We start from the raw sequence: 25,225 nt of genomic DNA on the forward strand, positions 1-25,225 counted from the left end.
CATGCAACGATGAACAAGGTGTACCTCAAGGGGGGCCGCCTCCTGGCCGGGTTATTGATGTGCCTGGCGCTGACGGCTTGCGACAAAGCCGAGCCACCTGCGGCCAGCGAGGCGGCGCCGGGGTTCCATCCCAGTGACGAGTGTCATGTGTGCGGCATGATCATCACCGATTTTCCCGGCCCCAAGGGTGCGGCGGTCGCGGCGAGCGGCGTGAAGAAGTTCTGCTCGCCGGCGGAGATGCTGGGCTGGTGGCTGCAGCCGGAAAACCATCGGTCCGACGTCAAGCTGTATGTCCACGACATGGGCCGCAGCCATTGGGACACGCCGGATGACGCCCACCTGATCGACGCTCGTAGCGCCTACTTCGTCATCGGCAGTGGGCTCAAAGGCGCCATGGGCGTGGTCCTGGCTTCGTTCTCCGATCCCCAGGCGGCACAAAAACTGGCGAGCGATACCGGCGGCCGGGTGCTGCGCCTGGAAGACATCGACCAGAAACTGCTGGGGCAGGCGAGCGCCATGGCGCCGATGAACCACTGATACTGCCTGCACACCGAACCGCTCTTGTGGCAAGGACGCTTGTGGGAGCAAAGCTTGCTCGCGATAGAGGCGCCTCGATTCTGCCAGACCGCATCGCCTTTATCGCGGGCAAGCCTTGCTCCCACATAGCGGGAGCAATCTCATCCCATGGAAGCGTCCACCCGCTACCCAAGTAGCATTCGTCGACCCGGCGCGGCTTCGTACACTCAGGGTTCCTATCACGCACCCGCCGGAGGCGACGATGCAGCAGGCCCAGAGCGAAGGTGTGGTGAGCGCCATGTCCCAGGCGACCGACGTCCAGCAGGTGGCCCAGGCGCTGGCGCGGCAGTTGTTGCACCCACACCTGGGGTTCGTGCTGTTTTTCTGTTCCGCCGAATACGACTTGCCGGCCCTGGGCCAGGCGCTGTCCCAGAGTTTCGGCGGGATTCGCCTGGTGGGCTGCACCAGCGCCGGGGAAATCACCTCCCAGGGCTACGGCCGCAACTGCGTGACGGCGGTGGGGTTCGATCATCGGCACTTTTCCATCGCCGCCGAGTTGATCGGCGAAATGGAACACTTCAGCCTGATCGACGCCCAGCAAATGGTCGAGCGCCTGGCCAGCGGCTGTCGCAGCAACGCCTTGGCGCCGATCAAGGGTCACAGTTTCGCCTTGACCCTGCTCGATGGCCTGTCCAGTCGCGAGGAAATGGTGCTGGCGGCCTTGAGTGCCGCGTTGGGGGACATCCCGCATTTCGGCGGTTCGGCCGGCGATGACAACTACCTGACCCACACCCACGTCTACTTCGAAGGCCAGTTCCACAGTGGCGCCGCCGTGGTGCTGTTGATCAACACCTGGCTGGAATTCGAAGTCTTCACCACCCATCACATCCTGCCCAGGGAAGAGAAACTGGTGGTGACTGGCGCCGACAGTGCTTCGCGGCGGGTCTATGAGCTCAACGCCGAACCCGCCGCCGAGGAATACGCCCGGCACATCGGCGTGCCGGTGAGCGCCCTCGACTATCGGGTTTTTGCCGCCCATCCACTGGCGGTGCGCATCAACGACCAGTACTACGTGCGGGCGATCCAGCAGGTGCATCCGGACCTGAGCCTGAGTTTCTACTGTGCGGTGGAGAACGGCATCGTCCTCACCGCGATGACCCCCGGTCCCTTGCTGCACAACCTGCAAACGCTGTTCGAGGGCTTGCAGGCGCGCCTCGGCGATTTGCTGCTGACCATCGGCTGCGATTGCTTCCTCAGGCGCCTGGAGTTGGAAGATCGCGGCGGCCTGGAGCAGATCGGCCAGTTCCTGCGCGAACAACGGGTGATGGGGTTCAACACCTATGGAGAACAGTTCAATGGCATGCACATCAACCAGACGTTCACCGGAGTTGCCATTGCCCGACATCGCGTCCCCGGCCATCGCTGACCTACAGGCCCAGCTTGCCAGCCTGCAACATGAAAACCGCAAGTTGCGGCGCATCAACGAGGCGCTGATCGAGCGGGTGGAGTCCGGCGCCACCCGGGGCAACGACCCCTATGCGGCGTTCCAGCACTCGGTGGTGTTGGCCGAGCAGGTGCGTGAGCGCACCGACGCCCTGAACCAGGCCATGGCTGAACTCAAGGCCGGCAATCACTTGCTGGGCGAGGCGCGGCTGCGGGCGGAAACCGCCCACCGACACCTTATCGACGCCATCGAAAGCATCTCCGATGCATTTGTGCTGTTCGATGAGCAGCAACGCATCGTCCTGTTCAACAGCCGCTTCAAGGCCTTCTGGGCCAACAGCCGGGTGCGCATCATCGCCGGGATGCGCCTTTGCGAGGTCAAGCGCTTGATGACCGCCAACGGGCTGTTCAGCGAAGAACCCCGCGGCCAGGCCGACGAGCACGTGTTGTATCGCTTGCAGAACGGGCGCTGGCTGCAAGTCAGCGAGCGGCCGACCCAGGAAGGCGGGCGGGTGATCCTGTTTACCGACATTACCGACGTCAAGCTCAGCGAAACCGTGCGTCGCGAGCAGGCCATCGCGCAGAAATCCCACCTGTTGCAGCGGGCAGTGGACAACCTGTCCCAAGGCGTGGCGATGGTCAACGCCCAAGGCGTGCTGGAGCTGTGGAACCGGCGCTTCCTCGAACTCAGTGGCCTGGCACCGGTGGCGGCCCATCGACCATTCAATGAGGTGATCGGCGACAGTGAGTTGCAGCTGCTGACCCCGGCCAGTCGCGACAGCAACGGCCGGCTGGTCCACGAATGCGAGCAGCGCCTGTCCGATGGCCGGGTCCTGGAGATTCGCACGCATCCGTTGCCCACCGGCGGCTACGTCAACACCTTCACCGACATCACCGAGCGCTACCAGCACGCCGAGGCACTGAGCGAAAGCGAGCGCTGGATCCGCCTGATCACTGACCATGTGCCGGCGCTGATCGCCTACCTCAACGCCGACCTGGTCTACGAGTTCACCAACAAGGTCTACGAGCAATGGTATTGCTGGCCTCGTGGCGTGATGCTCGGCCAGAGCCTGCGCGAAGCCCATAGCGAGCAGCATTACCAGCGCCTGGAAGCCTATGTGGCGCGGGCGTTGGCGGGGGAGAGCGTCACCTTTGAATTCGCCGAGACCAACATCAACAACCAGGAGCGCTACATGCTGCGCTCCTACGTGCCTAACCGTTTGGCCAATGGCGAAGTGGTGGGGATTTTCGTGCTGATCCGCGACATCACCGAGCGCCGCCGCACCGCCGAAGCGCTGCACCAGGCTTACCAGAACCTGGAACAGCGGGTCCAGGAACGCACGGCCGAACTGACCACCCTCAACGACCAGTTGCTACGCGAGATCGACGAGCGCAGCCGGGTGGAGTTGCGCCTGCGAGAGGCGAAGCGCGAGGCCGAGCAGGCCAACCTGTCGAAGACCAAATTCCTCGCGGCGGTCAGTCATGACCTGCTGCAACCGCTCAACGCCGCCCGGTTGTTCACCAGTGCCTTGCTTGAGCGCCGCGAACCGGTCGCCAATGCGCAACTGGTGCGCAACGTCAGCAACTCGCTGCAGGACGTGGAGAACCTGTTGGGCACCCTGGTGGACATCTCCAAGCTGGACGCCGGAGTGATCAAGGCCGATGTCGCGCCGTTCGGCCTCAGTGAGCTGCTGGACAATCTGGCCGCCGAATACGCTCAGATCGCCCGCAGCGAAGGGCTGGAGTTGCACTTTGTCGGTTGTTCGGTGCTGGTGCGCAGCGACATGCAATTGCTCGCGCGGATATTGCGCAACCTGCTGAGCAATGCCATTCGCTACACCCCCAGCGGCCGGGTGGTGCTGGGCTGCCGCCGACATCGCCAGCGGGTGTCGATCCAAGTCTGGGACAGCGGCATCGGCATTGCCGAGAACCGCCTGGAGGAAATATTCCAGGAGTTCAAGCGCGGCGACGTCCAGCGTCCGAACCAAGACCGTGGGTTGGGCCTGGGCCTGGCAATTGTCGAGAAAATCGCCGGGATCCTCGGGCACCGGATCCAGGTGCGCTCCTGGCCGGGTAAGGGCTCGATGTTCGCCATCGACGTACCGCTGAGCGCCACCGCGCCCAAGCCGTTGCCGTGCCTGGACATGAGCGAGCCGATGCTCGAACGTCTGCGCGGGGCGCGGGTCTGGGTGCTGGATAACGACGCGGCGATCTGTGCGGGCATGCGCACCTTGCTGGAGGGTTGGGGTTGCCAGGTCGTGACCGCGTTGTCGGAACAGGACCTGGCCTGCCAGGTGGACAACTACCACGCCGAGGCCGACCTGCTGATTGCCGACTATCACTTGGACCATGATCAGAACGGCATGGACGCGGTGGCCCGGATCAATGCCCGCCGGGCTTCACCGATCCCGGCCATGATGATCACCGCCAACTACAGCAACGAACTCAAGCAGCAGATCCGCGAGCGCGGGCACACCCTGATGCACAAGCCGGTGCGGCCGATGAAGCTCAAGATCGCGATGAGTCATCTGTTGGGCCAAACCCAGAGTCATTGAGCCAAATGGCTTTTGTGGCGAGGGAGCTTGCTCCCGCGGGGCTGTGAAGCAGCCCCCAAGGTCTGTCTGGCATATCGAGTTGTCAGGGTTTAGGGCCGCTTCGCGCCCCAGCGGGAGCAAGCTCCCTCGCCACAGGGTTGTGCGCCTCAACGCCGCAAATAAGCCCCGAAATCAATATCCCCGGCACTGAGGATAGCCTGTACCCGGTTGTGCACATTGAGCTTGCGCAGGATCGCCGAGACGTGGGCCTTGACCGTGGTTTCGGCGATGTCCAGGGTGTAGGCGATCTGCTTGTTCGACTCGCCCTTGGTCATGCGTTCGAGCACCAGCAGTTGCTTGCGGGTCAAGGCCTGGAGCAGTTCCGGTGGGAAGGCCGGGGTTTCGTTCAGGCGGCGGCCCATCGGGCTTTTCTGCGTGCGGATGATGTCGGGCGGCAGGTACACGTTGCCGTTGAGGATCTGCTCGATGGCGTCGGTCATCTGCGAGCGTGGCGAGGATTTGGTGATGAAGCCCACCGCGCCATAGGTAATGGCTTGCAGCACCACTTGTTTGTCTTGCTCGGCGGAGACGATCACCACGGGGATGGTCGGTGCCTCGTTGCGCAGGTTGATCAGGCCATTGAGCCCGTGCATGCCGGGCATGTTCAGGTCCAGCAGGATCAGGTCCAGGTCGTCGTGCTCGGCGGTCAATGCCAGGGCACTGTCCAAGTCGGCGGTCTCCATGACCTCGCTGCCCGGAAAACCGTCGCTGATGACGTTGTGGATGGCTTCGCGAAACAGTGGGTGATCGTCGGCTATCAGGATTTTATACATGGCCATTCACCTCGTTATTGTCGTGTGGGGCAGGGCAGTTACGCGCATTTCTGTGCAAAATCAGGGAAAGGGTTCGGGCCGGGCCGCTTGCAGGGGCAGGTTGGCTGCCTCCCAGGCGTCGAGGCCATCGCGGTACCAATACAAATGCTTATAGCCCATGGCAGCGGCGCGTTTTACCGCGTTCCAGCTTAACCAGCAATCGGCGCGGCAATAAAAGACCAGCGGTCGATCCAACCGCCCGCCGGTGGCCGTGCGCAGGTGATGGCTGAAGTAGTCCTGCCAGGTCGGGTCGAGATCGCCGTCTCCGGTATTGGCCAGCCATAAGCTGCCGGGGAGGTTGGCATGGGGTTCGTTGTCGATGAAACGCCCCTGGACCCACGGGCGACGATAAACGTCGATCAGCTGCGGGGGTTGGGCTTGGTTGAGCAGGCGTTGCAGGGCCTGGGTGTCGAGGGTCTGGGCGCCGTCGACCGTGGAGGGCGTCGGGCTGCGGTATTGGGCGATGCGATAGCCTTGCGCCGAAAACAGCACGGTCTCGGCCTGGGCGACATTCAGCGCCAGGCCCAGCAAGAGGATCGCCAGCAAACGGGGCATAGGATTTATCCTTTTTGTTATGCGCCCATTACATGCCAGGGTCGAGGTCTTGTGAATGCGACCATAGACAGGAAAACCGGTACTAAAGTAGTAATTTGAGTGTTAACGACCCGCACGACATGGAGAACATGCACCGAACCCTGTGGGAGCAAAGCTTGCTCGCGATAACGGTGTGCCAGTCAACATCAATTCTGGATGAACCGCCGCCATCGCGAGCAAGCTTTGCTCCCACAGACTGTCTGTGCAACGAGGCGTCAGCTGCCGGCCTTGCGCAACGCCGCATGCTGCGGATTGAACGTCCACACCGCCAACAGCGCGAACACCAGGGTCAACCCCACGCACACCACCATCGCCAGCAGGTTGAACTGCTCATACAGCGCAAAACGCACCAATTCCACGCCATGGGTGAACGGGCTGACCGCGCAGAGCCAATACAGCCACGGGCTGGCTTCCTGCATTTTCCACAGCGGGTATAGCGCCGAAGACAGGAAGAACAGCGGGAAAATCACGAAATTCATCACCCCGGCAAAGTTCTCCAGTTGCCGGATGGCATTGGACAGCAACAAGCCCAGGGCGCTGAGCATCAGGGCCACCAGCAGCAGGGCCGGCAAGGCCAGCAGCAGGCCCATGGCCGGCGGTTGGATGCCGTACAGCCAGGCGATGGCGAGAAAGGCGTAGACCTGCAACAGCGAGATCAGCGACGTCGCCAGCAACTTGCTCGCCAGCAGGAAAGCCCGCGGCAGGGGGCTGGTGAGCAGGACGCGCATGCTGCCCATTTCCCGGTCGTAGACCATCGACAGCGAGCCCTGCATGCCGTTGAACAATAGGATCATGCAGGCCAGCCCCGGTACGATGTACACCTCGTAAGGGATGTAGGTGTCGTAGGGCGCGATGATGGCGATGCCCAATGCCGCGCGAAAACCGGCGGCGAACACCAGCAGCCACAGCAGTGGTCGGACCAGGGCGCTGAGCAGCCGGGTACGTTGCAGCACAAAGCGCAGCCATTCGCGCATGACGATGCCGCTGAAACAGTGCCAATACGCGTTCATGGCCGGACTCCCGAGGCGGTCAAATGGGTGAAGGCCGAACCGAGGGTGCCACCGTGTTCCAGGCTCACCGCATCGGCCTGGCCGCTGGCGACCAAGCGGCCCTGGTGCACGATCAACAGGTCGTCGCTGGGCTGCACTTCGTCCAGCAGGTGAGTGGTCCAGAGCACACTGATGCCCTGTTCGTTGCACAGTTGCCGGATGTGCAGGCCCAAGGCGAGGCGGCTGGCCGGATCGAGGCCGACGCTGGGTTCGTCCAGCAGCAACAGGCGCGGCTCATGGAGCAAGGCGCGGGCGATTTCCACCCGGCGCCGATGCCCGCCATTGAGGTCGCGCACCCGCTCATGGCGGTGCTCGATCAGGTGCTGGCGGGTCAGTTCGGCATCAAGACGGACGCTGCCCTGGCGCCGGGAAAAACCATGCAGCGCCAGGTGGTAGCGCAGGTTCTGTTCGATGCTCAGGTCCAGATCCAGGGTGCTTTGTTGGAACACCACGCCCAACTGGCGCAAGGCCGGTCGTGGTGACTTTTGCAGGGAATGGCCGCCGACGCGGATGTCGCCGCGCTGCAGGTCATACAGGCGCGTGAGCAGGGCGATCAGCGTCGACTTGCCGGCGCCGTTGGGCCCCAGCAGCGCGGCGAAACGTCCGGCGGGCAGGCTGAAGTTCATCTGCTTGAGAGCTTCGCGTGCGCCATAGGCAAAGCTCAGGTCGCTGACTTCCAGGGCGTTCATGGCGTGACCACCACGCCCCAAGGGTAGCGCCCGACTTTCACCGACTTCAGGACTTTGCGGCTCTCTACATCGATCACCGAAACATCGCCGCTCACGCCATTGGTCGCCAGCAATTGCTTCTGGTCCGGGGTGAACGCCAGTTGCCAGACCCGTCGACCCACCAGCAGGTAATCCAGGACTTCGAAGGTCTTGGCGTCGATCACCGCCACATGGTTGGCCGGGCCCAGGGCGACGAACGCCAGCTTGCCGTCAGCACTGAGCTTGATGCCCACCGGCTGCACTTTGTCTGGATGCACACCCTTGATCTGGAACGTCAGGGTCTTGAGCACCTGGCGCGTGGCGACGTCGAGAATGGTCAACGTCCCGCCGATCTCCGCCGAGGCCCAGAGCTGCGTGCCGTCGCGATTGAATTCGACGAAGCGCGGCCGTTGGTCGACGAGGGTGTTGTCGGCCAGGGTCTGGGTGCTGGTGTCGATCCAGTGCAGCATGTTCGTGGTTTCACTGGTGTTGACCGCCCACTTGCCGTCGGGGCTGACGGCCATGCCTTCGGGCTCGACACCCACGCCAATCTGGCCCAGCACTTCGGAGGTCTGGGTGTCGATCACCGTGACCAGGGCGTCGTCTTCGTTGGACACGTAGAGCCAGCGGTCGTTGGGGTGCAGGGCGAACTGCTCCGGGTCCTTGCCGGAAGGCAGTTCCTTGATGATCTTGCGGGTGGCGACGTCCATCACCTGGACTCGGTCCGAATCGCTGGCGCAGATGTACAGCAGGCGACTGTCGTGGGACAGCAACAGACCCCGGGGACGCTGGCCCACCGGCAGGGTCTCGATGACTTCCAGGCTTTGCATGTCGATCAGGCTGAGGCTGTTGTCTTTCTCGTTGGACACCCAGGCGATGCTGGCGGCCGCGGGGCCGGCGGCGAGCAACGCAGCGCCCAGGGCGAGGGCTTTGCACAACTGGGCCGGTTGGAGCAGGGAGCGGCGCATGGCGGTTTTCCTTATTGTTGTTATCGATCAGGGGTAACGGCAGCTCACTTCGGGCCGGTCATGGCCCAAGCTGTCCATTTCATTGGAAGGGTGCAGGAAGCCGTCCTGGGGCGAGGTGCTCACCAGTGCCCGGGGCTGGACCAGGGGAATCGGCTGGCGCAACTGGCCGTTCCACGGCCGGTAGCTGAGCTTGCGACCCTTGAAACCGTCCAGGGGCAACTGGTCGCTGAGGGCCAGTTGGCGGATGGCGAACGGGTCGTCCTGACGCAGTTTGCTCACGGCGGCGGCGATGCTGCGCACGGCGATCCAGGCGGCGAAGTCACGGTCGTTCATCCAGCGCCCGGCCAGGGCTTCGAAGCGTTTTTGCAATTGCGCCGCGCCGTAGGTTTCAACGGTCTTGTGCCAGCCGGTGGGCGTCAGCCCTTGGGTGCCGGCCACTGGGCGCGGGTACCAGGTCTGGTAGGGCAGGTATTCGCCGAAGTCACCGCGCTCGTCGGCCACCAGCACCACATCGTACTCGGCAGTCTGGGTGAACAGCGGCATGTCGGCCTGGGCGCTGCGGCGCTGGTCGTTGTCGAACTGCCAGGCTTTCTCGGCGACGATCTTCATGCCGAAGCGTTTCATGGCTCGGCGCAATGCGGCGGCATAGGCCTGGTCCTCGGGCGTCTGGCCAACGATCAGCAAGGCCCGCTGCCATTTGCGCACCACGCTGAACTGCACCAGGGCATCGGCAAGCATGGCGCGGTCGGGCAGGCTGTGCAGCACGTTGCCCAGACAGTCGGTGGTGCGCAGGCTGTCGTCGGGGCTGCCGGCGTTGAACAGCAGGCTGTCGGGCAGGGCGGCGCTGAGCTGGCGCAGGCTGGCGGCCGGTGCGTTGACCACGAACAGCCGCAGGCCCTGGTCGTGCTGGGCACGGGCGGCCTGGAGCAAAGCTTCGGGACTGTCGACGCTGGCGCTTTCCAGGCGGTAGTCGTGCTTGAGAAAACGCCCAGTGCTGTTGCTGTCGACGATCGCCAACTCAGCGCCGCGCAACCCGGCATCGGCCGGTTCGGCAATGACGTTGGAGAGCAGCGGGCCCGGGTCGGGACGATAACCCAGGTAGCCGATGCGCACTTGCAGCGGCGTGGCCTCGCCTGCGTGAGCGGTTGCCGCTGCCAGCAGAATAACCAGGGCGTAACTGACGAGCCGGCGCATGACGTCCTCCATTGCGGGTAGCGCCAGCATAGGAAGGCGATGGCCCTGGGGAAATATGCAGAAAGTACCGCCGGGGCAGTACCAAGGTAGTAACTCGCCGTGGAGGCCGGGGTTTTAGGATGCAAGGCAATCGTCATTGACCAGGAGGGGACAGACCATGCGGATTCTCAAGACCCTGCTGCTGCCGTTGCTGCTGATCCTGAGTTTGATCGGGGTTGACCGTCCCAAAACCTGGAAACCCCCAAGCCCCCCTGTGGGAGCGAGCTTGCTCGCGATGACGACGGCACAGCCAATACTGAGGCCGACTGAACCACCGCTATCGCGAGCAAGCTCGCTCCCACAGGGGGTAGGTATCAATTCAGGGGTGGAACGCTAGCCATGTCAGCCCTCTGGCGTATCAACCTCTGGGTGTCAGCCTTCTTCGCCCTGGTCACCCTGGCCTGTGCCGTCCTGTTGTTGCATCAGGCCACGGCCGATGTGAAACGAGAGCTGCAATCGGCCGAGTCGGTGGTGCATTACCTGCGCGAAACCGCCGAGCGCGACCCAGCCAGTCTCCAGCCGCGGTTGACCGGCAGCCTGCGTCATGTGCGGGTCCGTTGGCTGGCCCCTGGGGAGCGGTTCCCGGCGGATGAAGACGGGATGAAGGCCTGGTTCGGCCGCCGTCTACTGGACGACGGCCCCGCAGCCCAGGTGGTGGAGTTGCCTGACGGTCGACGGGCGTGGATTGCGGTCGATCCACGGGACGAAATCGACGAGATTATCGATTCGTTGGTGCAACTGTTGTATGTCTGCGCCTTGGCGTTGTTGCTCAGTTTGCTGGTGATCCGCTGGGCGGTCCGCCGGGGCATGCGTCTGCTCGATGAGTTGCTCCATGCGTTGCGTCAGGTGTCTGCCGGGAACCTGCAGGTGCGTCTGGGCACTGACGGTCTCCCGGAAGCGCAGCAGCTGGCAGGGCATTTCAACCGCATGACCGCTGCCTTGGCCGAGGCCCAGGCCGATAACGCCCGGCTCACCCAGGCCTTGCTGGCCGTGCAGGAGCAGGAGCGCACCCGGCTGGCCCAGACCCTGCACGACGACCTGGGTCAATACGTGGCCGGCATTCGTGCCCGCGCCTGCCTGTTGCGGCTGGTGATGGATCAGCCATCGGCGCTGGAGCAGACCGTCCGCCAGCTCGAAGACCATTGCGAGCATTTGCAACACGGTTTTCGGGCACTGGTGCATGACTTGTACCCGGTGGTGTTGCAGCACCTGCCATTGTGCGAGGCCATCGGGCTGTTGGCCGGGCAATGGCAGGCAACCCAGGGCATCGCCTGTCAGCTGCGGATCGACGAAGCCCTGCCGCCTATGTCCGGGGCGGACAAGACCCACCTGTATCGCTTGTTGCAGGAGGCGCTGACCAACGTTGCCCGGCATGCCGGTGCCACCCAGGTGCGGATTCGCCTGCAACATCGCGCCGGGCGCCTGCGGTTGCTGGTGCGCGACAACGGCCGCGGTGCGACACAACCATCGCGCGCCGGTGTGGGCTTGCACTCGATGTCCGAACGGGCGCGCAGCCTCGGCGGTGAGTTGCGCATCATCAGCCAGCCTGGCGCCGGTTGGGCGCTGGCTTTGAATATTGCCCTGGAGGCGTGATGAATATTTTGTTGGTGGATGACCATGCGGTGGTTCGGCAAGGCTACGCCAGCCTGCTGCGGGTGTTGATGCCGGACCTGCAGGTCCGCGAAGCGGCCAGCGGTGAAGAGGCGCTGAGCCAGGTGCAGGAACAGGTGCCTCACCTGGTGATCATGGACTTTGGCCTGCCCGGTATCAGTGGCCTGGAAACCACCCGCCGGCTGCGCCAGCGTCTGCCGCAATTGCGGGTGTTGTTCTTCAGCATGCATGACGAACTGCCGCTTGTGCGCCAGGCATTGGACGCCGGCGCCGCGGGCTACCTGACCAAGAATTCGGCGCCCCAGGTGCTGGTGGAAGCGGTACGCCGGGTGCTGGCCGGCCATGCCTACATCGAACAGTCCCTGGCCACGCAACTGGCCTGCGCCAGCTCCCGGCAGGCTGTCGACCCGCGCCTGCAATGCATGACCCAACGGGAGTTGGAGATCTTCGTCATGCTCGCCAAGGGCACCCCGGCCCGTACCATCGCCGAACAGCTATGCATCAGCGCCAAGACCGTGTCCAACCACCTGACGCTGCTCAAGAGCAAGTTGCGGGTCAGTTCCCATGCCGAGTTGGTGCATTTGGGGATTGATATGGGGGTGGTGCGGGTGGCGGGGTGAAAATGCGCACTCGAAAAGTGATGATGATCCCTTGTGGCGAGGGGATTTATCCCCGCTAGGCGCGCAGCAGCCTCCGATACATTCAATTGAGTGAGTCTGACGCTGTGAGGTGGTGGTCTTGGGGCTGCTGCGCAGCCCAGCGGGGATAAATCCCCTCGCCACAGGGTTGTGTGTCTCTGGAGCCTTCACTGATCCCAGGAAGACGGGCACCCCGTACAGCCTTGCATATTCGCATCCTGGAAATTCCCATAATGCTGGCGAGAACCGCTCAAGTTGGCCTGTTCCAGGTTGCTTTCGCCGAGCTTGGCTTCCTGCAGGTTGGCGTCGCGCAGGTCGGCGCCCTTGAGGTCGGCCTTGCTCAGCCAGGCCATTTCCAGGTCCGCCGCCTGCAGATTGGCCTCGTGCAGGCGGGCGCCGGACAGGCGGGCAAACTGCAGGTAGGCCGCCGTCAGGTCGGCACGCTGGAACTGCGCGCCCTGGGCGAACAGGCCCCAACCCTGGATTGCCGTGAGCGTGGCACCGCTGAAGTCCGCCAGGCGCAGGTTGCTTTGCTGCAGGCTGGCACGGGTCAGGTTGGCGCCCTGTAGCTGGGCTTTCTCAAGGTTGGCCAGGTCCAGCCGCGCGTGCCGCAGGTCGGCATCACGCAGGTCGGCGCCGCTGAGGTTCATCTTGCGCAAGTCCTGGTTCGCCAGTTTTGCGCCCCGCAGGTTGGCGCCGGGGCATTGGCTGGATTCGGCGATGAGGCAGCCGTTGATTGTCAACGGGGTGTCGGGGTCATCGGCATTGGCAAAGGCGCCGATGAACAGAAGCAGCAGTGGTAATGATTTCATGGCATGAACTCAGGCAATTGTGGGGCGGGCTTGCTCGCGATGGCGGTGTGTCAGTCAACATCATTGCTGAATGAGTCGCCGCTATCGCGAGCAAGCTCGCTCCCACAGGAGAGGGTGTTTTAGCTCAGTTACTTCTGCGCTGTTGCCTTATCCCAGCTCGGAATCTTGAACACCCAGAACGAGCCACCCTGGGCCACGGGTTTGGTCAGTTCGGCCATGTCGCCGCCCCACAACGGCACGGCGCCGCCATAGCCGACGGTTATGCCGATGAACTGCTCGCCGTCCTGTTCCCAGGTGATGGGCGGGGAGACAATGCCGCTGCCGGTCTGGAATTTCCACAGCTCCTTGCCCGTTTTAGCATCGAAGGCCTTGAAGAAGCCGTCGCCGGTGCCGGTGAACACCAGGTTGCCCTTGGTCGCCAGCACGCCGGCCCACAGCGGCAGCGGTTCCTTGTGCTCCCACACCACTTTGCCGGTGGTGGGGTTCATCGCCCTCAGGCTGCCAACGTGATCGTCGTACATGCGTTTGATACGGAAGCCCATACCCAGGTAAGCCGAGCCTTTCTTGTAGTTCACTTCCTCGGTCCAGTATTCCTCTTTCCACTGGTTGCCGGGGACGTAGAACAGACCGGTGTCCTGGCTGTAGGCCATGGGGTTCCAGTTCTTGCCGCCGAGGAAGGGCGGCGAGACTTCCACCGGCTTGCCCTTGGTCTCACCGGGCAATGGCTTGGCCGGACGCTGGCCGGGGTTTTCCACGGGGCGGCCGGTCTTCAGGTCGATGTGGCTGGCCCAGGTGATGTTGTCGACGAAGGGGAAGGCGTTCTGCAGCTTGCCGTTGTTGCGGTCGACCACGTAGAAGAAACCGTTGCGGTCGGCGTGGGCGGTGGCCTTGACCACCTTGCCGTCCTTGTCCTTGTAGTCGAACAGCACCAGCTCGTTGTTGCCGGAGAAGTCCCAGGCGTCGTTGGGCGTGTGTTGGTAGAACCACTTCACCTCGCCAGTGCTTGGGTCGACACCGACCTGGCCCGAGGTGTAGAGGCTGTCGTAATCGTGAGGGTTGCCGTCCTTGGCCGTGCGTGCCCAGGTGTTCCATGGGCCGGGGTTGCCCGCGCCGACGATGATGGTGTTGGTCTCGGGATCGAAACTGGCGCTCTGCCAAGGTGCGCCGCCACCGTGGCTCCAGGCCTCGACCTTGCCGGTCTCGGTGGTTTTGTCGTCGGGCCAGGAGGGTGCCTTGACGTCGCCGGTCGGCGTGCTGTCCTTGCCGTTGAGGCGGCCCATGTGGCCTTCGACGAACGGGCGCATCCAGACTTCTTCACCCGTGTCCGGGTCGCGGGCGAACAGTTGCCCGACCACACCGAATTCGTCACCGGAACTGCCGTGGATCAGCAGGACCTTGCCACTGGTCTTGTCCTTGATCAGCACCGGGGCGCCGGTCATGGTGTAGCCGCCGGCGTGGTCGCCGAACTTCTTGTTCCACACCACCTTGCCGGTGTTTTTATCCAGGGCGACCACCCGCGCGTCGAGGGTGCCGAAGTAGATCTTGTCGCCATAGATGGCTGCGCCGCGATTGACCACGTCGCAGCACGGGCGAATGTTGTCCGGCAGTCGGTGGTTGTAGGTCCACAGGCGCTTGCCGGTCTTGGCGTCGAGGGCGAACACCCGCGAGTACGAGCCGGTGACGTACACCACGCCGTCGCTGACGATGGCCTGGGATTCCTGGCCGCGCTGTTTCTCGTCGCCGAATGAGTAGGACCAGGCCGGGGTCAGCTTGAACACATTCTTGTCGTTGACCTGGGCCAGCGGGCTCCAGCGCTGGGCGTTGGTGCCCATGCCGTATTGCAGCACGTCCTGGGTGGTCAGGTGATCGTTGGCGATGTCTTCCCAACTGACCCCTGATGCTGCGGCGTTGGCCAAGGGGCTCAGCGACAGACTGCCGGCCAGCAGCAAGGCAACGGTCAGGGCGGAGAGGGCGGGTAGCGTTTTTATTCTCATGGTGGCAGTTCCCAGTGAAAGGTTTTGGCCTGACTAGGTTGGGTCGCGCCGGGGCCCGCCGATACGGAAAAAGTCCCGCCTTTGCCGGGAAAACTTCCCGAACCGCCTGTCTTTGCGACTTGCGTCGGATGGCCTGCTACCAAGGAACTAGACCCCGGCCACCAAAGCAGCATTCGGCTGGTGGCACAGGGTTCCTAAGATGACGGCACGGCCTCTGCCAAGAGGTCTTGCGTGCAATCCAGAGGGCATAACAATGACAACAAAACGCAACGCCATCATCGCGACCGCATTTCTGATGGGGCTGACCGGCGCAGGCTCCGCATGGGCCCATGGCAACGTAGTGCCCCAAGCAGTGGAAACCAAGGGTCTGACTCCGATCAAGGACACCAACTTGCCGTTGGATGCCGATGGATGGGCTGCCCAGAACCCGTATCGCAATTCCCCCGAGCGTGACAAAGCCGTGGAAATCGGTGCCTCGGCCTACAACCAGAACTGCGCGGCCTGCCATGGCCTGGAGGCCAAGTCCGGCGGGATCGCCCCGGACCTGCGCATGCTCGACGCCGCCGAAGCCGGCGATGAGTGGTTTGTCGAGCGCGTGCGCCACGGTGCGGTGCGCGACGGCCGGGTCTACATGCCGAAAATGGCCGATTACCTGAGCCAGGAAGCCTTGTGGGCGGTGCGCACCTATCTCGACAGCGTGCACGTCGAGGAGTGATCGCCATGCGCCTGTTCGCGTGGGTAATCTGCAGCCTGCTGCTATGTGTCCAGGCGGTGCAGGCGCAGGTGCGCAGCTACGACCAGATGATCGCCGCTGGTGAGTTGAAGGTCGCGGTTTACAAAGACTTCGCCCCCTACAGTTTTGAAGACCAGGGCCAGCCCCGGGGTGTCGATGTTGAATTGGCGCAGGCTTTGGCCAAGGTCATGGGTGTGCGTCTGAAACTGCTCTGGGCGCCGCCCGGCGAGAAGCTCGATGACGATCTGCGCGACTACATCTGGCGCAGCAGCCCGCTGCACGACCGACAACTGGCCGACCTGATGATGCGTGTGCCGTACGATCACGACTATGTGCAAAAGCGCAACGACATCGGTGAGCTGGAAAACGCCCAGGTGGTGATGTTCGGGCCTTATCAGCAGGAGTGCTGGCAGGTCGCGTATGACCGTCGTCGACTGGATTCGGTGGGCAGCGTCGCGGTGTTCCAGCAACACCCCATCGGGGTGGAAGTCGACAGCGTGCCGTCGTTCTACCTGACCTCGGTGTTCAACGGCATGCTCAGCGCCAGGACCCGCCATTACCCCAGCGTTGCCAAAGCCTTTGGGGCCATGCAGGCCGGGGAGGTCGACGCTGTCATGGCCATGCGCGGGGAAGTCGACTGGCAAGTGCATGAGGCGGCCGATCCGCAACTGGCACTGGCGGAGAATGCCTATCCGAACATGGGCAAGCAACGCTGGGAAATCGGCATGGCGGTGCATGAAAGCAACCGTCAGTTGGCCTATGCGGTGGAAGAGGCGCTGGAAGGCTTGATCCGCGACGGCAGCCTCAAGGCAATGTATGCCCGCTATGGCCTGCGCTACGAAGTACCCGAGATGTACCAATAGGAGCGCAGGGATGAACTGGCGAGCGTATGGCCTGCTGTTGTGGTGCCTGCCGTGGCTGGCGATGGCGGTCGAGCCAGGGAAGGATCCGGTGCCGTCGGTGATGTGGGCCTTTTATCACAAACAATTGCTGGGGGACGCGCCGTTCGTGTTCGACGACCGGGTGCGACTGCTGGCGCCACCCTTTGCCGAAGATGCGCGCCAGGTGCCGCTGGAAATCGATGCCCGGGCATTTACTGGCGACGTTGTGCGGGTGCTGGCCTGGGCGGAGCTGAACCCGTTGCCGAAAATCGTCGACTTCCAACCGGGGGAGCGGGTGCTGCCCTGGCTGTCGATCCGCATTCGCATCGAACAGGCCACGCCGTTGCGCGCCGCCGTGCAGACCCGCGATGGCCTGTGGCACGTCGGTTCGACCTTGATCGACGCGGCGGGTGGTGGCTGCACTGCGCCCAGCGTGGTGCGCACCCAGCCGGGTTGGGAGGAACACTTGGGCGAGGTGCTGGGCGGTCGTTATCCGCGAGGGGATTCGAGTCGCTTGCGCCTGCAAATTGCCCATCCGATGGACAACGGCCTGGTGAGCGGCATCCCGGAGTTCTTCATCAACCAGGCGCAACTGCTGGACGCTGACGGTCAGGTGTTGGCGCGCCTGGAGCTGTTCCCGGCGGTCAGCGAAAACCCCAACCTGGGCTTCGACATCCAAGGCCCGGGACAGACCCGCCTGGTGCTGCGCGACAACAGTGGCAACGCGTTCGAGGCGGCCATTCCCTGACCAGAAGGAGCGCACCATGCGCTGGCTGTTACTGATCTGTCTTGGCCTGTGCCTGCCGGCATGGTCCGCCACCGAGTATTCACTCAAGCCCCGGCAGATCGCCGAAGGCACCTGGCTGCTGGAAGGCAGCACCGAGAACTTTGCCAAGACCAACGGCGGCAATATCGTCAATACGGCGTTCATCGTCACCGATGTCGGTGTGGTGGTGATCGACACCGGTCCGTCGAAACGTTATGGCGAGGCGCTGCGCCAGGCCATTGCGGCGACCACCGATAAGCCGGTCATCCAGGTCTTGCTGACCCATCATCACCCCGACCACGTATTGGGCAACCAGGCATTCAGCGACGTGCCCATCGGTGCCTTGGCGGACACCACCGATCTGCTGCGACAACAGGGTGATGCGCTGGCGGAAAACATGTATCGGCTGGTGGGCGATTGGATGCGTGGCACTGAAGTGGTATTGCCGACCCAGGTGGTCGCGGCCGGGACGCTGACGGTGGGCAATCACTCGTTGCGCTTGTTGCAACTGGCCGGGCACACCGGGGCCGACCTGGCGATCCTCGACGAAACCACCGGCGTGCTGTTCGCCGGCGACCTGATGTTCTACGAGCGCGCCCTGACCACCCCCAACAGCCCGGGGCTGGAGGTCTGGCTCAACGACCTGGACACCTTGCAGGCGTTGCCCTGGAAGCAGATCGTGCCCGGCCATGGCCCGGTTGCGACCAACGCCCGGCCTTTCTCGCAGATGCGCGACTACCTGGGCTGGCTCGACCAACTGATGCGCGACGGCGCGGCGCGGGGCGACGACATGGCCGAGATGATCCGCAGCCCCATCCCCGAGCGTTTTGCCGGGATCAGTTTGAGTCGCTATGAGTTGATTCGAAGTGTCAGTCATCTTTACCCGCGGTATGAGCGGGCGGGGATGAAGCGGGTGGACACCCAACCCGAATGATTCCCGTGGCGAGGGAGCTTGCTCCCGCTGGGCTGCGCAGCAGCCCCTGTATCAGTCACCCCGGCTATCAATATTGACTGGGCCATTTTCAGGGCCGCTGCGCGCCCCAGCGGGAGCAAGCTCCCTCGCCACGGGGGGGCGCTGCTCCTCCACATGTACCAAGGAACTAGAAAACTCAACACAGCGGGCAATTGTTGGCGACGGCCCCGAGGCCAAGAATCTGTGGCAGACCGGGAAAATTTCCCGGGTATAACAATAACCGCAGAGGTAGCCGTCATGAGTCATCCCGCACGTCGCCAACCCTTCGCCGTGAGCCTGCTGCTCAGTGCCATGCTGCTGTCCGGTTCGGCCCTTGCAGCCGTGACCGATCAGGAAATTCTCCAGGACCCGAAAAACCCGCAGCAGGTCGTGACCAACGGCCTGGGCGTCCAGGGCCAGCGCTACAGCCCGCTCGATACCCTCAATGTCAATAACGTCAAGGACCTGCGCCCGGTCTGGGCGTTCTCCTTCGGCGGCGAAAAGCAGCGCGGCCAGCAGGCCCAGCCGATGATCAAGGACGGGGTGATGTACCTCACCGGTTCTTATTCGCGGGTGTTCGCGGTGGATGCGCGCACCGGCAAGAAGCTGTGGCAGTACGATGCACGCCTGCCCGATGATATCCGTCCTTGCTGCGACGTGATCAACCGCGGCGTGGCGCTGTATGGCGACCTGGTGTTCTTCGGCACCCTCGACGCCAAGCTCGTGGCGCTGAACAAGGACACCGGCAAAGTGGTGTGGAGCAAGAAGGTGGCCGACCACAAGGAAGGTTATTCCATCAGCGCCGCGCCCATGGTGGTGAACGGCAAGCTCATTACCGGGGTGGCCGGCGGCGAGTTCGGCGTGGTCGGCCAGATCAGCGCCTACGACCCGAAGAACGGCGAACTGCTGTGGACCCGTCCGACCGTGGAAGGCCACATGGGCTACGTCTACAAGGACGGCAAGGCGGTCGAGAACGGTATCTCCGGCGGCGAGGCCGGCAAGACCTGGCCGGGCGATCTCTGGAAAACCGGCGGTGCCGCGCCGTGGCTGGGCGGCTACTACGACCCGGAAACCAACCTGCTGCTGTTCGGCACCGGCAACCCTGCGCCCTGGAACTCCCACCTGCGTCCTGGCGACAACCTCTATTCGTCGTCGCGCCTGGCCCTGAACCCGGACGATGGCAGCATCAAATGGCACTTCCAAAGCACGCCTCACGACGGCTGGGATTATGACGGCGTCAACGAACTGATCTCGTTCAACTACAAGGAAGGCGGCAAGGACATCAAAGCGGCGGCGACCGCTGACCGTAACGGCTTCTTCTACGTGCTCGACCGCACCAACGGCAAATTCATCCGCGGCTTCCCGTTTGTCGACAAGATCACCTGGGCCACCGGCCTGGACAAGGACGGGCGGCCGATCTACAACGAGGCCAGCCGTCCGGGCGCACCGGGCAGCGAAGCCAAGGGCAGTTCGGTGTTCGTGGCACCGGCGTTCCTCGGCGCGAAAAACTGGATGCCCATGGCCTACAACCAGGACACGGGCCTGTTCTACGTGCCGTCCAACGAATGGGGCATGGACATCTGGAACGAGGGCATCGCCTACAAGAAAGGCGCGGCGTTCCTCGGTGCCGGTTTCACCATCAAGCCGCTGAACGAGGATTACATCGGCGTGCTGCGGGCCATCGACCCCAAGACCGGCAAGGAAGTCTGGCGCCACAAGAACTTCGCGCCGCTGTGGGGCGGGGTCCTGACCACCAAGGGCAACCTGGTGTTCACCGGCACGCCTGAAGGGTTCCTGCAGGCGTTCAACGCCAAGACTGGGGAAAAGGTCTGGGAATTCCAGACCGGCTCCGGCGTGCTCGGCTCCCCCATCACCTGGGAAATGGACGGCGAGCAATACATCTCCGTGGTTTCCGGCTGGGGCGGCGCGGTACCGCTGTGGGGCGGCGAGGTGGCCAAGCGCGTGAAAGACTTCAACCAGGGCGGTATGCTCTGGACCTTCAAGTTGCCGAAAGAGTTGGTGGCCAAGCGCTGAGCCAACCTTGGCAAATGTAGAACCTGTGGGAGCGAGCTTGCTCGCGATGGGGCCAGAACATCTTGCATTGATGTTGACTGATCCGCCGCCATCGCGAGCAAGCTCGCTCCCACATAAAAGCTCCGGTTCATCCCCGGATCGCGGCAAAACCTACGACCAAATAACGAGAGTCCCCCCTGCCAACGACGCATTCGTCCGGCTGGCGGGGCTCTCTACCATCGGCCTATCGCCTGTCCCGTGACAGGCATCGACCAGGCAGAGGCCCCATCATGATCTACGCACAACCCGGAACCCCAGGCGCCGTCGTTTCCTTCAAACCGCGCTATGGCAATTTCATCGGCGGCGAATTCGTCGCGCCGGTCAACGGCGAGTACTTCACCAACACGTCCCCGGTCAACGGCGAAGTCATTGCCGAATTCCCGCGCTCCAGCGCCGCCGACATCGACAAGGCACTGGATGCCGCCCATGCCGCCGCCGACGCCTGGGGCAAGACCTCGGTGCAGGACCGTTCCCTGGTGCTGTTGAAAATCGCCGACCGCATCGAGCAGAACCTGGAAATCCTCGCCGTCAGCGAAACCTGGGACAACGGCAAGGCCGTACGCGAAACCCTCAATGCCGACGTGCCGCTGTCGGCCGACCATTTCCGTTACTTCGCTGGCTGCATCCGCGCCCAAGAGGGTGGGGCGGCCGAGATCAACGAACTGACCACGGCCTATCATTTCCACGAGCCGCTGGGCGTGGTCGGGCAGATCATCCCGTGGAACTTCCCGCTGCTGATGGCGGCCTGGAAACTCGCCCCGGCCCTGGCTGCGGGTAACTGCATCGTGCTCAAGCCGGCGGAGCAAACACCGCTGTCGATCACGGTCTTCATCGAGCTGATCGCCGACCTGCTGCCACCCGGGGTGTTGAACATCGTCCATGGTTTCGGTCGCGAAGCTGGTGAAGCCCTGGCCACCAGCAAGCGTATCGCCAAGATCGCCTTTACCGGATCCACGCCGGTGGGTTCGCACATCATGAAGTGTGCGGCCGAGAACATCATCCCGTCCACCGTGGAACTGGGCGGCAAGTCGCCGAACATCTTCTTCGAAGACATCATGCAAGCCGAACCTGCCTTCATTGAAAAGGCCGCCGAAGGCCTGGTGCTGGCGTTCTTCAACCAGGGCGAAGTCTGCACCTGCCCGTCCCGGGCGCTGGTGCAGGAGTCGATCTACGAATCGTTCATGGCCGTGGTCATGAAGAAGATCGCCAAGATCAAGCGCGGCGACCCGCTAGACACCGAGACCATGGTTGGCGCCCAGGCGTCCCAGCAGCAATTCGACAAGATCCTGTCGTACCTTGAAATTGCCCAGCAAGAGGGCGCCGAACTGCTCACCGGCGGTGCTGCCGAGCGACTCGAGGGCGATTTGTCGAGCGGCTATTACATCCAGCCGACCCTGCTCAAGGGCCACAACAAAATGCGCGTGTTCCAGGAAGAGATCTTCGGCCCGGTGGTGGGTGTGACCACCTTCAAGGACGAAGCCGAAGCCCTGGCGATCGCCAACGACACCGAGTTCGGCCTGGGTGCCGGCCTGTGGACCCGCGACATCAACCGCGCCTACCGTATGGGCCGGGCGATCAAGGCTGGTCGTGTGTGGACCAACTGCTACCACCTGTACCCGGCCCATGCCGCGTTCGGTGGCTACAAGAAGTCCGGCGTGGGGCGTGAAACCCACAAGATGATGCTCGACCACTACCAGCAGACCAAGAACCTGCTGGTGAGCTACGACATCAATCCGTTGGGGTTCTTCTAACCCGAGACCACAGCACCACCCCCTGTGGGAGCGAGCTTGCTGTGGGAGCAAGGCTTGCCCGCGATACAGACGACTCGGTCAGCCGATCAGGCCGAGGGCGATTCATCGCGAGCAAGCTTTGCTCCCACAGCAGGCCCCACATTTGAATATGTATGCCCCTGAATTGATACCAACGCACCCCACCCACCGCTTCGAAAGTAGCATTCGAGCCCCAGGCTTGGCGTGCATTAATGACCTTGCCGGAATCGCCCGGTACAAGAAGAGGAAAGACCCATGTGGACTAAACCCGCGTACACCGACCTGCGTATCGGCTTTGAAGTGACGATGTACTTCGCTAACCGATGAGTGCCGGCCCGGCCTGGGACGTTCAGGCCGGGCTACCCCATTGGTCTGATTGCATTCACAGCGGGATGCTTTAGGCTCAAGGTATCCCCTGACAATAACAACAGGCTTACCGATGAGCCACGTAACTGAAAAGATGAGCCTCAGCCCGCTGCGCAAGTTCGTTTCTCCTGAAATCATGTTCGGTGCCGGTTGTCGGCACAATGTCGGCAACTACGCCAAGACCTTCGGCGCACGCAAAGTGCTGATCGTCACCGACCCCGGGGTCATCGCCGCCGGTTGGGTGGCGGACGTCGAAGCCAGCCTCCAGGCCCAAGGTATCGATTACTGCATCTACAGCGCGGTCTCGCCCAATCCGCGGGTCGAGGAAGTGATGCTCGGGGCCGACCTGTACCGGGAAAACCATTGCGATGTCATCGTCGCGGTGGGCGGTGGTAGCCCGATGGATTGCGGCAAAGGCATCGGCATTGTCGTTGCCCACGGACGCAACATTCTCGAGTTCGAAGGCGTCGATACCCTGAACGTGCCCAGCCCGCCGCTGATCCTGATTCCCACGACGGCGGGGACGTCGGCTGACGTGTCGCAGTTCGTGATCATCTCCAACCAGCAAGAACGCATGAAGTTCTCCATCGTCAGCAAGGCGGCGGTGCCGGACGTGTCGCTGATCGATCCGGAAACCACCCTGAGCATGGACCCGTTCCTGTCCGCCTGTACCGGCATCGATGCGCTGGTGCATGCCATCGAGGCCTTCGTGTCCACCGGTCACGGCCCGCTGACCGACCCCCATGCACTGGAAGCCATGCGCCTGATCAATGGCAACCTGGTGCAGATGATCGCCAACCCGGCGGACATCGCCCTGCGGGAAAAAATCATGCTGGGCAGCATGCAGGCCGGGCTGGCGTTCTCCAACGCGATCCTCGGGGCTGTGCACGCGATGTCCCACAGCCTGGGCGGTTTCCTCGATTTGCCCCATGGCCTGTGCAACGCGGTACTGGTGGAGCACGTGGTGGCGTTCAACTACAACTCGGCACCGGAGCGTTTCAAGGTGATAGCCGAGACCCTGGGCATCGATTGCCGAGGGCTCAACCACCAGCAGATCCGCGGCCGCCTGGTGGAGCACCTGATTGCCCTCAAGCACACCATTGGCTTCCACGAGACCCTGGGCCTGCACGGCGTGAGCACCTCGGACATTCCGTTCCTGTCGCAACATGCGATGCATGACCCGTGCATCCTCACCAATCCTCGGGAGTCGAGCCAGCGGGATGTCGAGGTCGTCTATGGCGAAGCCCTCTGACGAGCAGCAAAAAGCCCTGGAGGGGCTGCTGGGACTGGGCAATCACTCGACGCGCAAGAGTCACTATCCGGAGCTGACGGCGCGCCTCGATGAGCTGGAACAGGCCCGGCGACACCTGCAACAGCTCAATGACCAACTGGAGCAGCGGGTGGCCGAGCGCACCGATGCGCTGTTGGAAGCCAACCACAACCTGCAGCAGCAGATTGCTCAGCGCGAGCTGGTTGAACAGCAATTACGCGACGCTCGGGACGTCGCCCAGGCCGCCAACCGCAGCAAGGACAAATACCTGGCCGCCGCCAGCCATGATCTGTTGCAGCCCCTCAACGCGGCCCGTCTGCTGATCGCCACGTTGCGTGAGCGCCAACTGCCTGCCGCCGAGCACGTGCTGGTGGAACGCACCCACCAGGCGCTCGAAGGCGCCGAAGACCTGCTCACCGACCTGTTGGACATTTCCCGGCTGGACCAGGCAGCGGTCAAGCCCGACCTGGCGCCATATCGGCTGGATGAGTTGCTGGGGCCACTGGTATCGGAGTTTCAATCGGTGGCCGGTGCCGCCGGGTTGGAGCTGCGGGCGCGGTTTGGTGACGAAGCGGTGCTGACCGACCTGCGGTTGATCAGCCGTATCCTGCGCAACCTGCTGAGCAATGCCTGCCGCTATACCGACCAGGGTGGCATTCTCCTGGCGGCCCGGCGGCGGGGAGGGCGCTTGAGCCTGGAAGTCTGGGACACGGGGCGCGGCATCGCAGCCGATTGCCTGGAGTCGATTTTCCTCGAATTCAACCAACTGGACGTCGGCCGGGCGGCGGATCGCAAGGGCGTGGGCCTGGGGTTGGCGATTGTCGAACGCATCGCCCATATCCTCGGCTATCGGGTGCAGGTGCGTTCGCGACCGGGGCGAGGCTCGGTGTTCAGTATCGTGGTGCCGCTGTCGGATGAAAAACCGCTGCCCATGGCGCTGGCCCCGGTACAGGCGGTCGCCGGCAACCCGCTGCCGGGGCGGCGCTTGTTGGTGATCGACAATGAGCTGAGCATCCTGCAAAGCATGGCCGCGCTGTTGGGGCAGTGGGGCTGCGACGTGTTGACCGCCACCGACGAGGCGGGTGCCCTTGACGTGCTGCAAGGCCGTGCGCCGGAGCTGATCCTGGCGGATTTTCACCTGGATCATGGGGTCGTGGGCTGTGAAGTGGTCAAGCACCTGCGCGAGCATTTCCACCAGGCGATCCCGGCGGTGATCATCACCGCCGACCGCAGCGACCAGTGCCGCCGCGCCCTGCGCAAGCTGGATGCACCGCTGCTCAACAAACCGGTCAAGCCTGGCAAGTTGCGGGCGGTGTTGAGTCAGATGCTTGGGTAGCGCCACTCCCGGAAATCCCATCAACCCTGAACCCCTGTGGGAGCGAGCTTGCTCGCGATAGCGGCCGATCAGTCAACATCATTGTTGAATGTCCCGGCCTCATCGCGA

22 protein-coding genes are annotated in these 25,225 nt (G+C 63.3%); 14 read left to right on the plus strand and 8 right to left on the minus strand.

Features of this window, described 5'->3' with window-relative positions; translation table 11 throughout:
• The first annotated feature begins 9 nt into the window (after window positions 1–9).
• The 3 genes from AB4N80_RS18305 (at window position 10) to nahK (ending at window position 4,514) form a co-directional block, all read left to right on the plus strand.
• Window positions 10–537, plus strand: a complete 528-nt coding sequence (locus AB4N80_RS18305) for a nitrous oxide reductase accessory protein NosL (protein ID WP_460078144.1) — start codon at window positions 10–12, stop codon at window positions 535–537.
• A 241-nt stretch (window positions 538–778) separates the two neighbouring features.
• Window positions 779–1,942, plus strand: a complete 1,164-nt coding sequence (gene nosP, locus AB4N80_RS18310; protein ID WP_122565554.1) for a nitric oxide-sensing protein NosP — start codon at window positions 779–781, stop codon at window positions 1,940–1,942.
• Window positions 1,872–4,514 (plus strand): hybrid sensor histidine kinase/response regulator NahK/ErcS', encoded by a 2,643-nt coding sequence (nahK, locus tag AB4N80_RS18315; protein ID WP_240998420.1) that lies wholly within the window; start codon window positions 1,872–1,874, stop codon window positions 4,512–4,514. Before nosP ends, nahK begins: the two co-directional genes overlap by 71 nt.
• A gap of 146 nt (window positions 4,515–4,660) precedes the next feature.
• Here the strand turns inward: nahK and AB4N80_RS18320 are convergent, their stop codons facing one another.
• From AB4N80_RS18320 to AB4N80_RS18345, 6 genes are all read right to left on the minus strand, one after another.
• A complete protein-coding gene (locus tag AB4N80_RS18320; protein ID WP_053122521.1) occupies window positions 4,661–5,326 on the minus strand; it encodes a response regulator transcription factor in 666 nt (221 codons plus the stop codon).
• Window positions 5,327–5,386: 60 nt separating this feature from the next.
• Window positions 5,387–5,920 carry a PQQ-dependent catabolism-associated CXXCW motif protein gene (locus AB4N80_RS18325; protein ID WP_354337007.1) on the minus strand — a complete coding sequence of 178 codons (534 nt, stop codon included), beginning with the start codon at window positions 5,918–5,920 and terminating at the stop codon, window positions 5,387–5,389.
• A gap of 254 nt (window positions 5,921–6,174) precedes the next feature.
• Window positions 6,175–6,969, minus strand: coding sequence for an ABC transporter permease (locus tag AB4N80_RS18330; protein ID WP_122565550.1), 795 nt, complete (start codon window positions 6,967–6,969; stop codon window positions 6,175–6,177).
• A complete protein-coding gene (locus AB4N80_RS18335; RefSeq protein ID WP_460078147.1) occupies window positions 6,966–7,697 on the minus strand; it encodes an ABC transporter ATP-binding protein in 732 nt (243 codons plus the stop codon). The genes AB4N80_RS18330 and AB4N80_RS18335 overlap by 4 nt, the downstream gene beginning before the upstream one ends.
• Window positions 7,694–8,683 carry a YVTN family beta-propeller repeat protein gene (locus AB4N80_RS18340; RefSeq protein WP_122565548.1) on the minus strand — a complete coding sequence of 330 codons (990 nt, stop codon included), beginning with the start codon at window positions 8,681–8,683 and terminating at the stop codon, window positions 7,694–7,696. The genes AB4N80_RS18335 and AB4N80_RS18340 overlap by 4 nt, the downstream gene beginning before the upstream one ends.
• Before the next feature lie 27 nt (window positions 8,684–8,710).
• Entirely contained in the window at window positions 8,711–9,877 is a 1,167-nt protein-coding gene (locus tag AB4N80_RS18345) for an ABC transporter substrate-binding protein (protein ID WP_305467186.1), read from the minus strand.
• A 378-nt stretch (window positions 9,878–10,255) separates the two neighbouring features.
• On the opposite strand from AB4N80_RS18345, the gene AB4N80_RS18350 reads away from it, so the two are divergent.
• A complete protein-coding gene (locus AB4N80_RS18350; protein ID WP_122565545.1) occupies window positions 10,256–11,509 on the plus strand; it encodes a HAMP domain-containing sensor histidine kinase in 1,254 nt (417 codons plus the stop codon).
• Window positions 11,509–12,147 carry a response regulator gene (locus AB4N80_RS18355; RefSeq protein ID WP_305467184.1) on the plus strand — a complete coding sequence of 213 codons (639 nt, stop codon included), beginning with the start codon at window positions 11,509–11,511 and terminating at the stop codon, window positions 12,145–12,147. Before AB4N80_RS18350 ends, AB4N80_RS18355 begins: the two co-directional genes overlap by 1 nt.
• Before the next feature lie 185 nt (window positions 12,148–12,332).
• Here the strand turns inward: AB4N80_RS18355 and AB4N80_RS18360 are convergent, their stop codons facing one another.
• Together AB4N80_RS18360 and exaA are read right to left on the minus strand one after the other, a co-directional pair.
• Window positions 12,333–12,977 carry a pentapeptide repeat-containing protein gene (locus AB4N80_RS18360; protein ID WP_305490500.1) on the minus strand — a complete coding sequence of 215 codons (645 nt, stop codon included), beginning with the start codon at window positions 12,975–12,977 and terminating at the stop codon, window positions 12,333–12,335.
• A gap of 128 nt (window positions 12,978–13,105) precedes the next feature.
• Entirely contained in the window at window positions 13,106–14,971 is a 1,866-nt protein-coding gene (gene exaA / locus AB4N80_RS18365; RefSeq protein ID WP_354337003.1) for a quinoprotein ethanol dehydrogenase, read from the minus strand.
• A 253-nt stretch (window positions 14,972–15,224) separates the two neighbouring features.
• On the opposite strand from exaA, the gene pedF reads away from it, so the two are divergent.
• From pedF to AB4N80_RS18410, 9 genes are all read left to right on the plus strand, one after another.
• Entirely contained in the window at window positions 15,225–15,686 is a 462-nt protein-coding gene (gene pedF, locus AB4N80_RS18370) for a cytochrome c-550 PedF (RefSeq protein ID WP_122565541.1), read from the plus strand.
• Window positions 15,687–15,691: 5 nt separating this feature from the next.
• Window positions 15,692–16,567 carry a substrate-binding periplasmic protein gene (locus tag AB4N80_RS18375; protein WP_122565540.1) on the plus strand — a complete coding sequence of 292 codons (876 nt, stop codon included), beginning with the start codon at window positions 15,692–15,694 and terminating at the stop codon, window positions 16,565–16,567.
• A 10-nt stretch (window positions 16,568–16,577) separates the two neighbouring features.
• The gene (locus tag AB4N80_RS18380; RefSeq protein WP_122565539.1) at window positions 16,578–17,333 is read left to right on the plus strand and encodes a quinoprotein dehydrogenase-associated SoxYZ-like carrier; all 756 of its coding nucleotides are present in this window, start codon (window positions 16,578–16,580) and stop codon (window positions 17,331–17,333) included.
• Window positions 17,334–17,349: 16 nt separating this feature from the next.
• A complete protein-coding gene (locus AB4N80_RS18385) occupies window positions 17,350–18,285 on the plus strand; it encodes a quinoprotein relay system zinc metallohydrolase 1 (RefSeq protein WP_122565538.1) in 936 nt (311 codons plus the stop codon).
• Window positions 18,286–18,561: 276 nt separating this feature from the next.
• Window positions 18,562–20,337, plus strand: a complete 1,776-nt coding sequence (locus tag AB4N80_RS18390; RefSeq protein WP_354336999.1) for a PQQ-dependent methanol/ethanol family dehydrogenase — start codon at window positions 18,562–18,564, stop codon at window positions 20,335–20,337.
• A 269-nt stretch (window positions 20,338–20,606) separates the two neighbouring features.
• Window positions 20,607–22,127 carry an acetaldehyde dehydrogenase ExaC gene (gene exaC / locus AB4N80_RS18395; protein WP_122565536.1) on the plus strand — a complete coding sequence of 507 codons (1,521 nt, stop codon included), beginning with the start codon at window positions 20,607–20,609 and terminating at the stop codon, window positions 22,125–22,127.
• Between the two features lie 273 nt (window positions 22,128–22,400).
• Window positions 22,401–22,472 carry a pyrroloquinoline quinone precursor peptide PqqA gene (gene pqqA / locus AB4N80_RS18400; RefSeq protein WP_003243383.1) on the plus strand — a complete coding sequence of 24 codons (72 nt, stop codon included), beginning with the start codon at window positions 22,401–22,403 and terminating at the stop codon, window positions 22,470–22,472.
• A gap of 133 nt (window positions 22,473–22,605) precedes the next feature.
• Entirely contained in the window at window positions 22,606–23,763 is a 1,158-nt protein-coding gene (gene ercA / locus AB4N80_RS18405) for an alcohol dehydrogenase-like regulatory protein ErcA (RefSeq protein WP_122565535.1), read from the plus strand.
• On the plus strand, window positions 23,747–25,117 hold the full coding sequence (locus AB4N80_RS18410; protein ID WP_122565534.1) for a hybrid sensor histidine kinase/response regulator: 1,371 nt from the start codon (window positions 23,747–23,749) through the stop codon (window positions 25,115–25,117). The genes ercA and AB4N80_RS18410 overlap by 17 nt, the downstream gene beginning before the upstream one ends.
• Window positions 25,118–25,225: the final 108 nt, after the last annotated feature.

It is taken from the genome of Pseudomonas sp. H3_A02, assembly GCF_054671965.1.

Bases quoted from the DNA above. Each gene is read 5' to 3' on its own strand.
- AB4N80_RS18305 (WP_460078144.1), top strand. From the start codon at position 10: ATGAACAAGGTGTACCTCAAGGGGGGCCGCCTCCTGGCCGGGTTATTG.
- nosP (WP_122565554.1), top strand. From the start codon at position 779: ATGCAGCAGGCCCAGAGCGAAGGTGTGGTGAGCGCCATGTCCCAGGCG.
- nahK (WP_240998420.1), top strand. From the start codon at position 1,872: ATGGCATGCACATCAACCAGACGTTCACCGGAGTTGCCATTGCCCGAC.
- AB4N80_RS18320 (WP_053122521.1), bottom strand. From the start codon at position 5,326: ATGTATAAAATCCTGATAGCCGACGATCACCCACTGTTTCGCGAAGCC.
- AB4N80_RS18325 (WP_354337007.1), bottom strand. From the start codon at position 5,920: ATGCCCCGTTTGCTGGCGATCCTCTTGCTGGGCCTGGCGCTGAATGTC.
- AB4N80_RS18330 (WP_122565550.1), bottom strand. From the start codon at position 6,969: ATGAACGCGTATTGGCACTGTTTCAGCGGCATCGTCATGCGCGAATGG.
- AB4N80_RS18335 (WP_460078147.1), bottom strand. From the start codon at position 7,697: ATGAACGCCCTGGAAGTCAGCGACCTGAGCTTTGCCTATGGCGCACGC.
- AB4N80_RS18340 (WP_122565548.1), bottom strand. From the start codon at position 8,683: ATGCGCCGCTCCCTGCTCCAACCGGCCCAGTTGTGCAAAGCCCTCGCC.
- AB4N80_RS18345 (WP_305467186.1), bottom strand. From the start codon at position 9,877: ATGCGCCGGCTCGTCAGTTACGCCCTGGTTATTCTGCTGGCAGCGGCA.
- AB4N80_RS18350 (WP_122565545.1), top strand. From the start codon at position 10,256: ATGTCAGCCCTCTGGCGTATCAACCTCTGGGTGTCAGCCTTCTTCGCC.
- AB4N80_RS18355 (WP_305467184.1), top strand. From the start codon at position 11,509: ATGAATATTTTGTTGGTGGATGACCATGCGGTGGTTCGGCAAGGCTAC.
- AB4N80_RS18360 (WP_305490500.1), bottom strand. From the start codon at position 12,977: ATGAAATCATTACCACTGCTGCTTCTGTTCATCGGCGCCTTTGCCAAT.
- exaA (WP_354337003.1), bottom strand. From the start codon at position 14,971: ATGAGAATAAAAACGCTACCCGCCCTCTCCGCCCTGACCGTTGCCTTG.
- pedF (WP_122565541.1), top strand. From the start codon at position 15,225: ATGACAACAAAACGCAACGCCATCATCGCGACCGCATTTCTGATGGGG.
- AB4N80_RS18375 (WP_122565540.1), top strand. From the start codon at position 15,692: ATGCGCCTGTTCGCGTGGGTAATCTGCAGCCTGCTGCTATGTGTCCAG.
- AB4N80_RS18380 (WP_122565539.1), top strand. From the start codon at position 16,578: ATGAACTGGCGAGCGTATGGCCTGCTGTTGTGGTGCCTGCCGTGGCTG.
- AB4N80_RS18385 (WP_122565538.1), top strand. From the start codon at position 17,350: ATGCGCTGGCTGTTACTGATCTGTCTTGGCCTGTGCCTGCCGGCATGG.
- AB4N80_RS18390 (WP_354336999.1), top strand. From the start codon at position 18,562: ATGAGTCATCCCGCACGTCGCCAACCCTTCGCCGTGAGCCTGCTGCTC.
- exaC (WP_122565536.1), top strand. From the start codon at position 20,607: ATGATCTACGCACAACCCGGAACCCCAGGCGCCGTCGTTTCCTTCAAA.
- ercA (WP_122565535.1), top strand. From the start codon at position 22,606: ATGAGCCTCAGCCCGCTGCGCAAGTTCGTTTCTCCTGAAATCATGTTC.
- AB4N80_RS18410 (WP_122565534.1), top strand. From the start codon at position 23,747: ATGGCGAAGCCCTCTGACGAGCAGCAAAAAGCCCTGGAGGGGCTGCTG.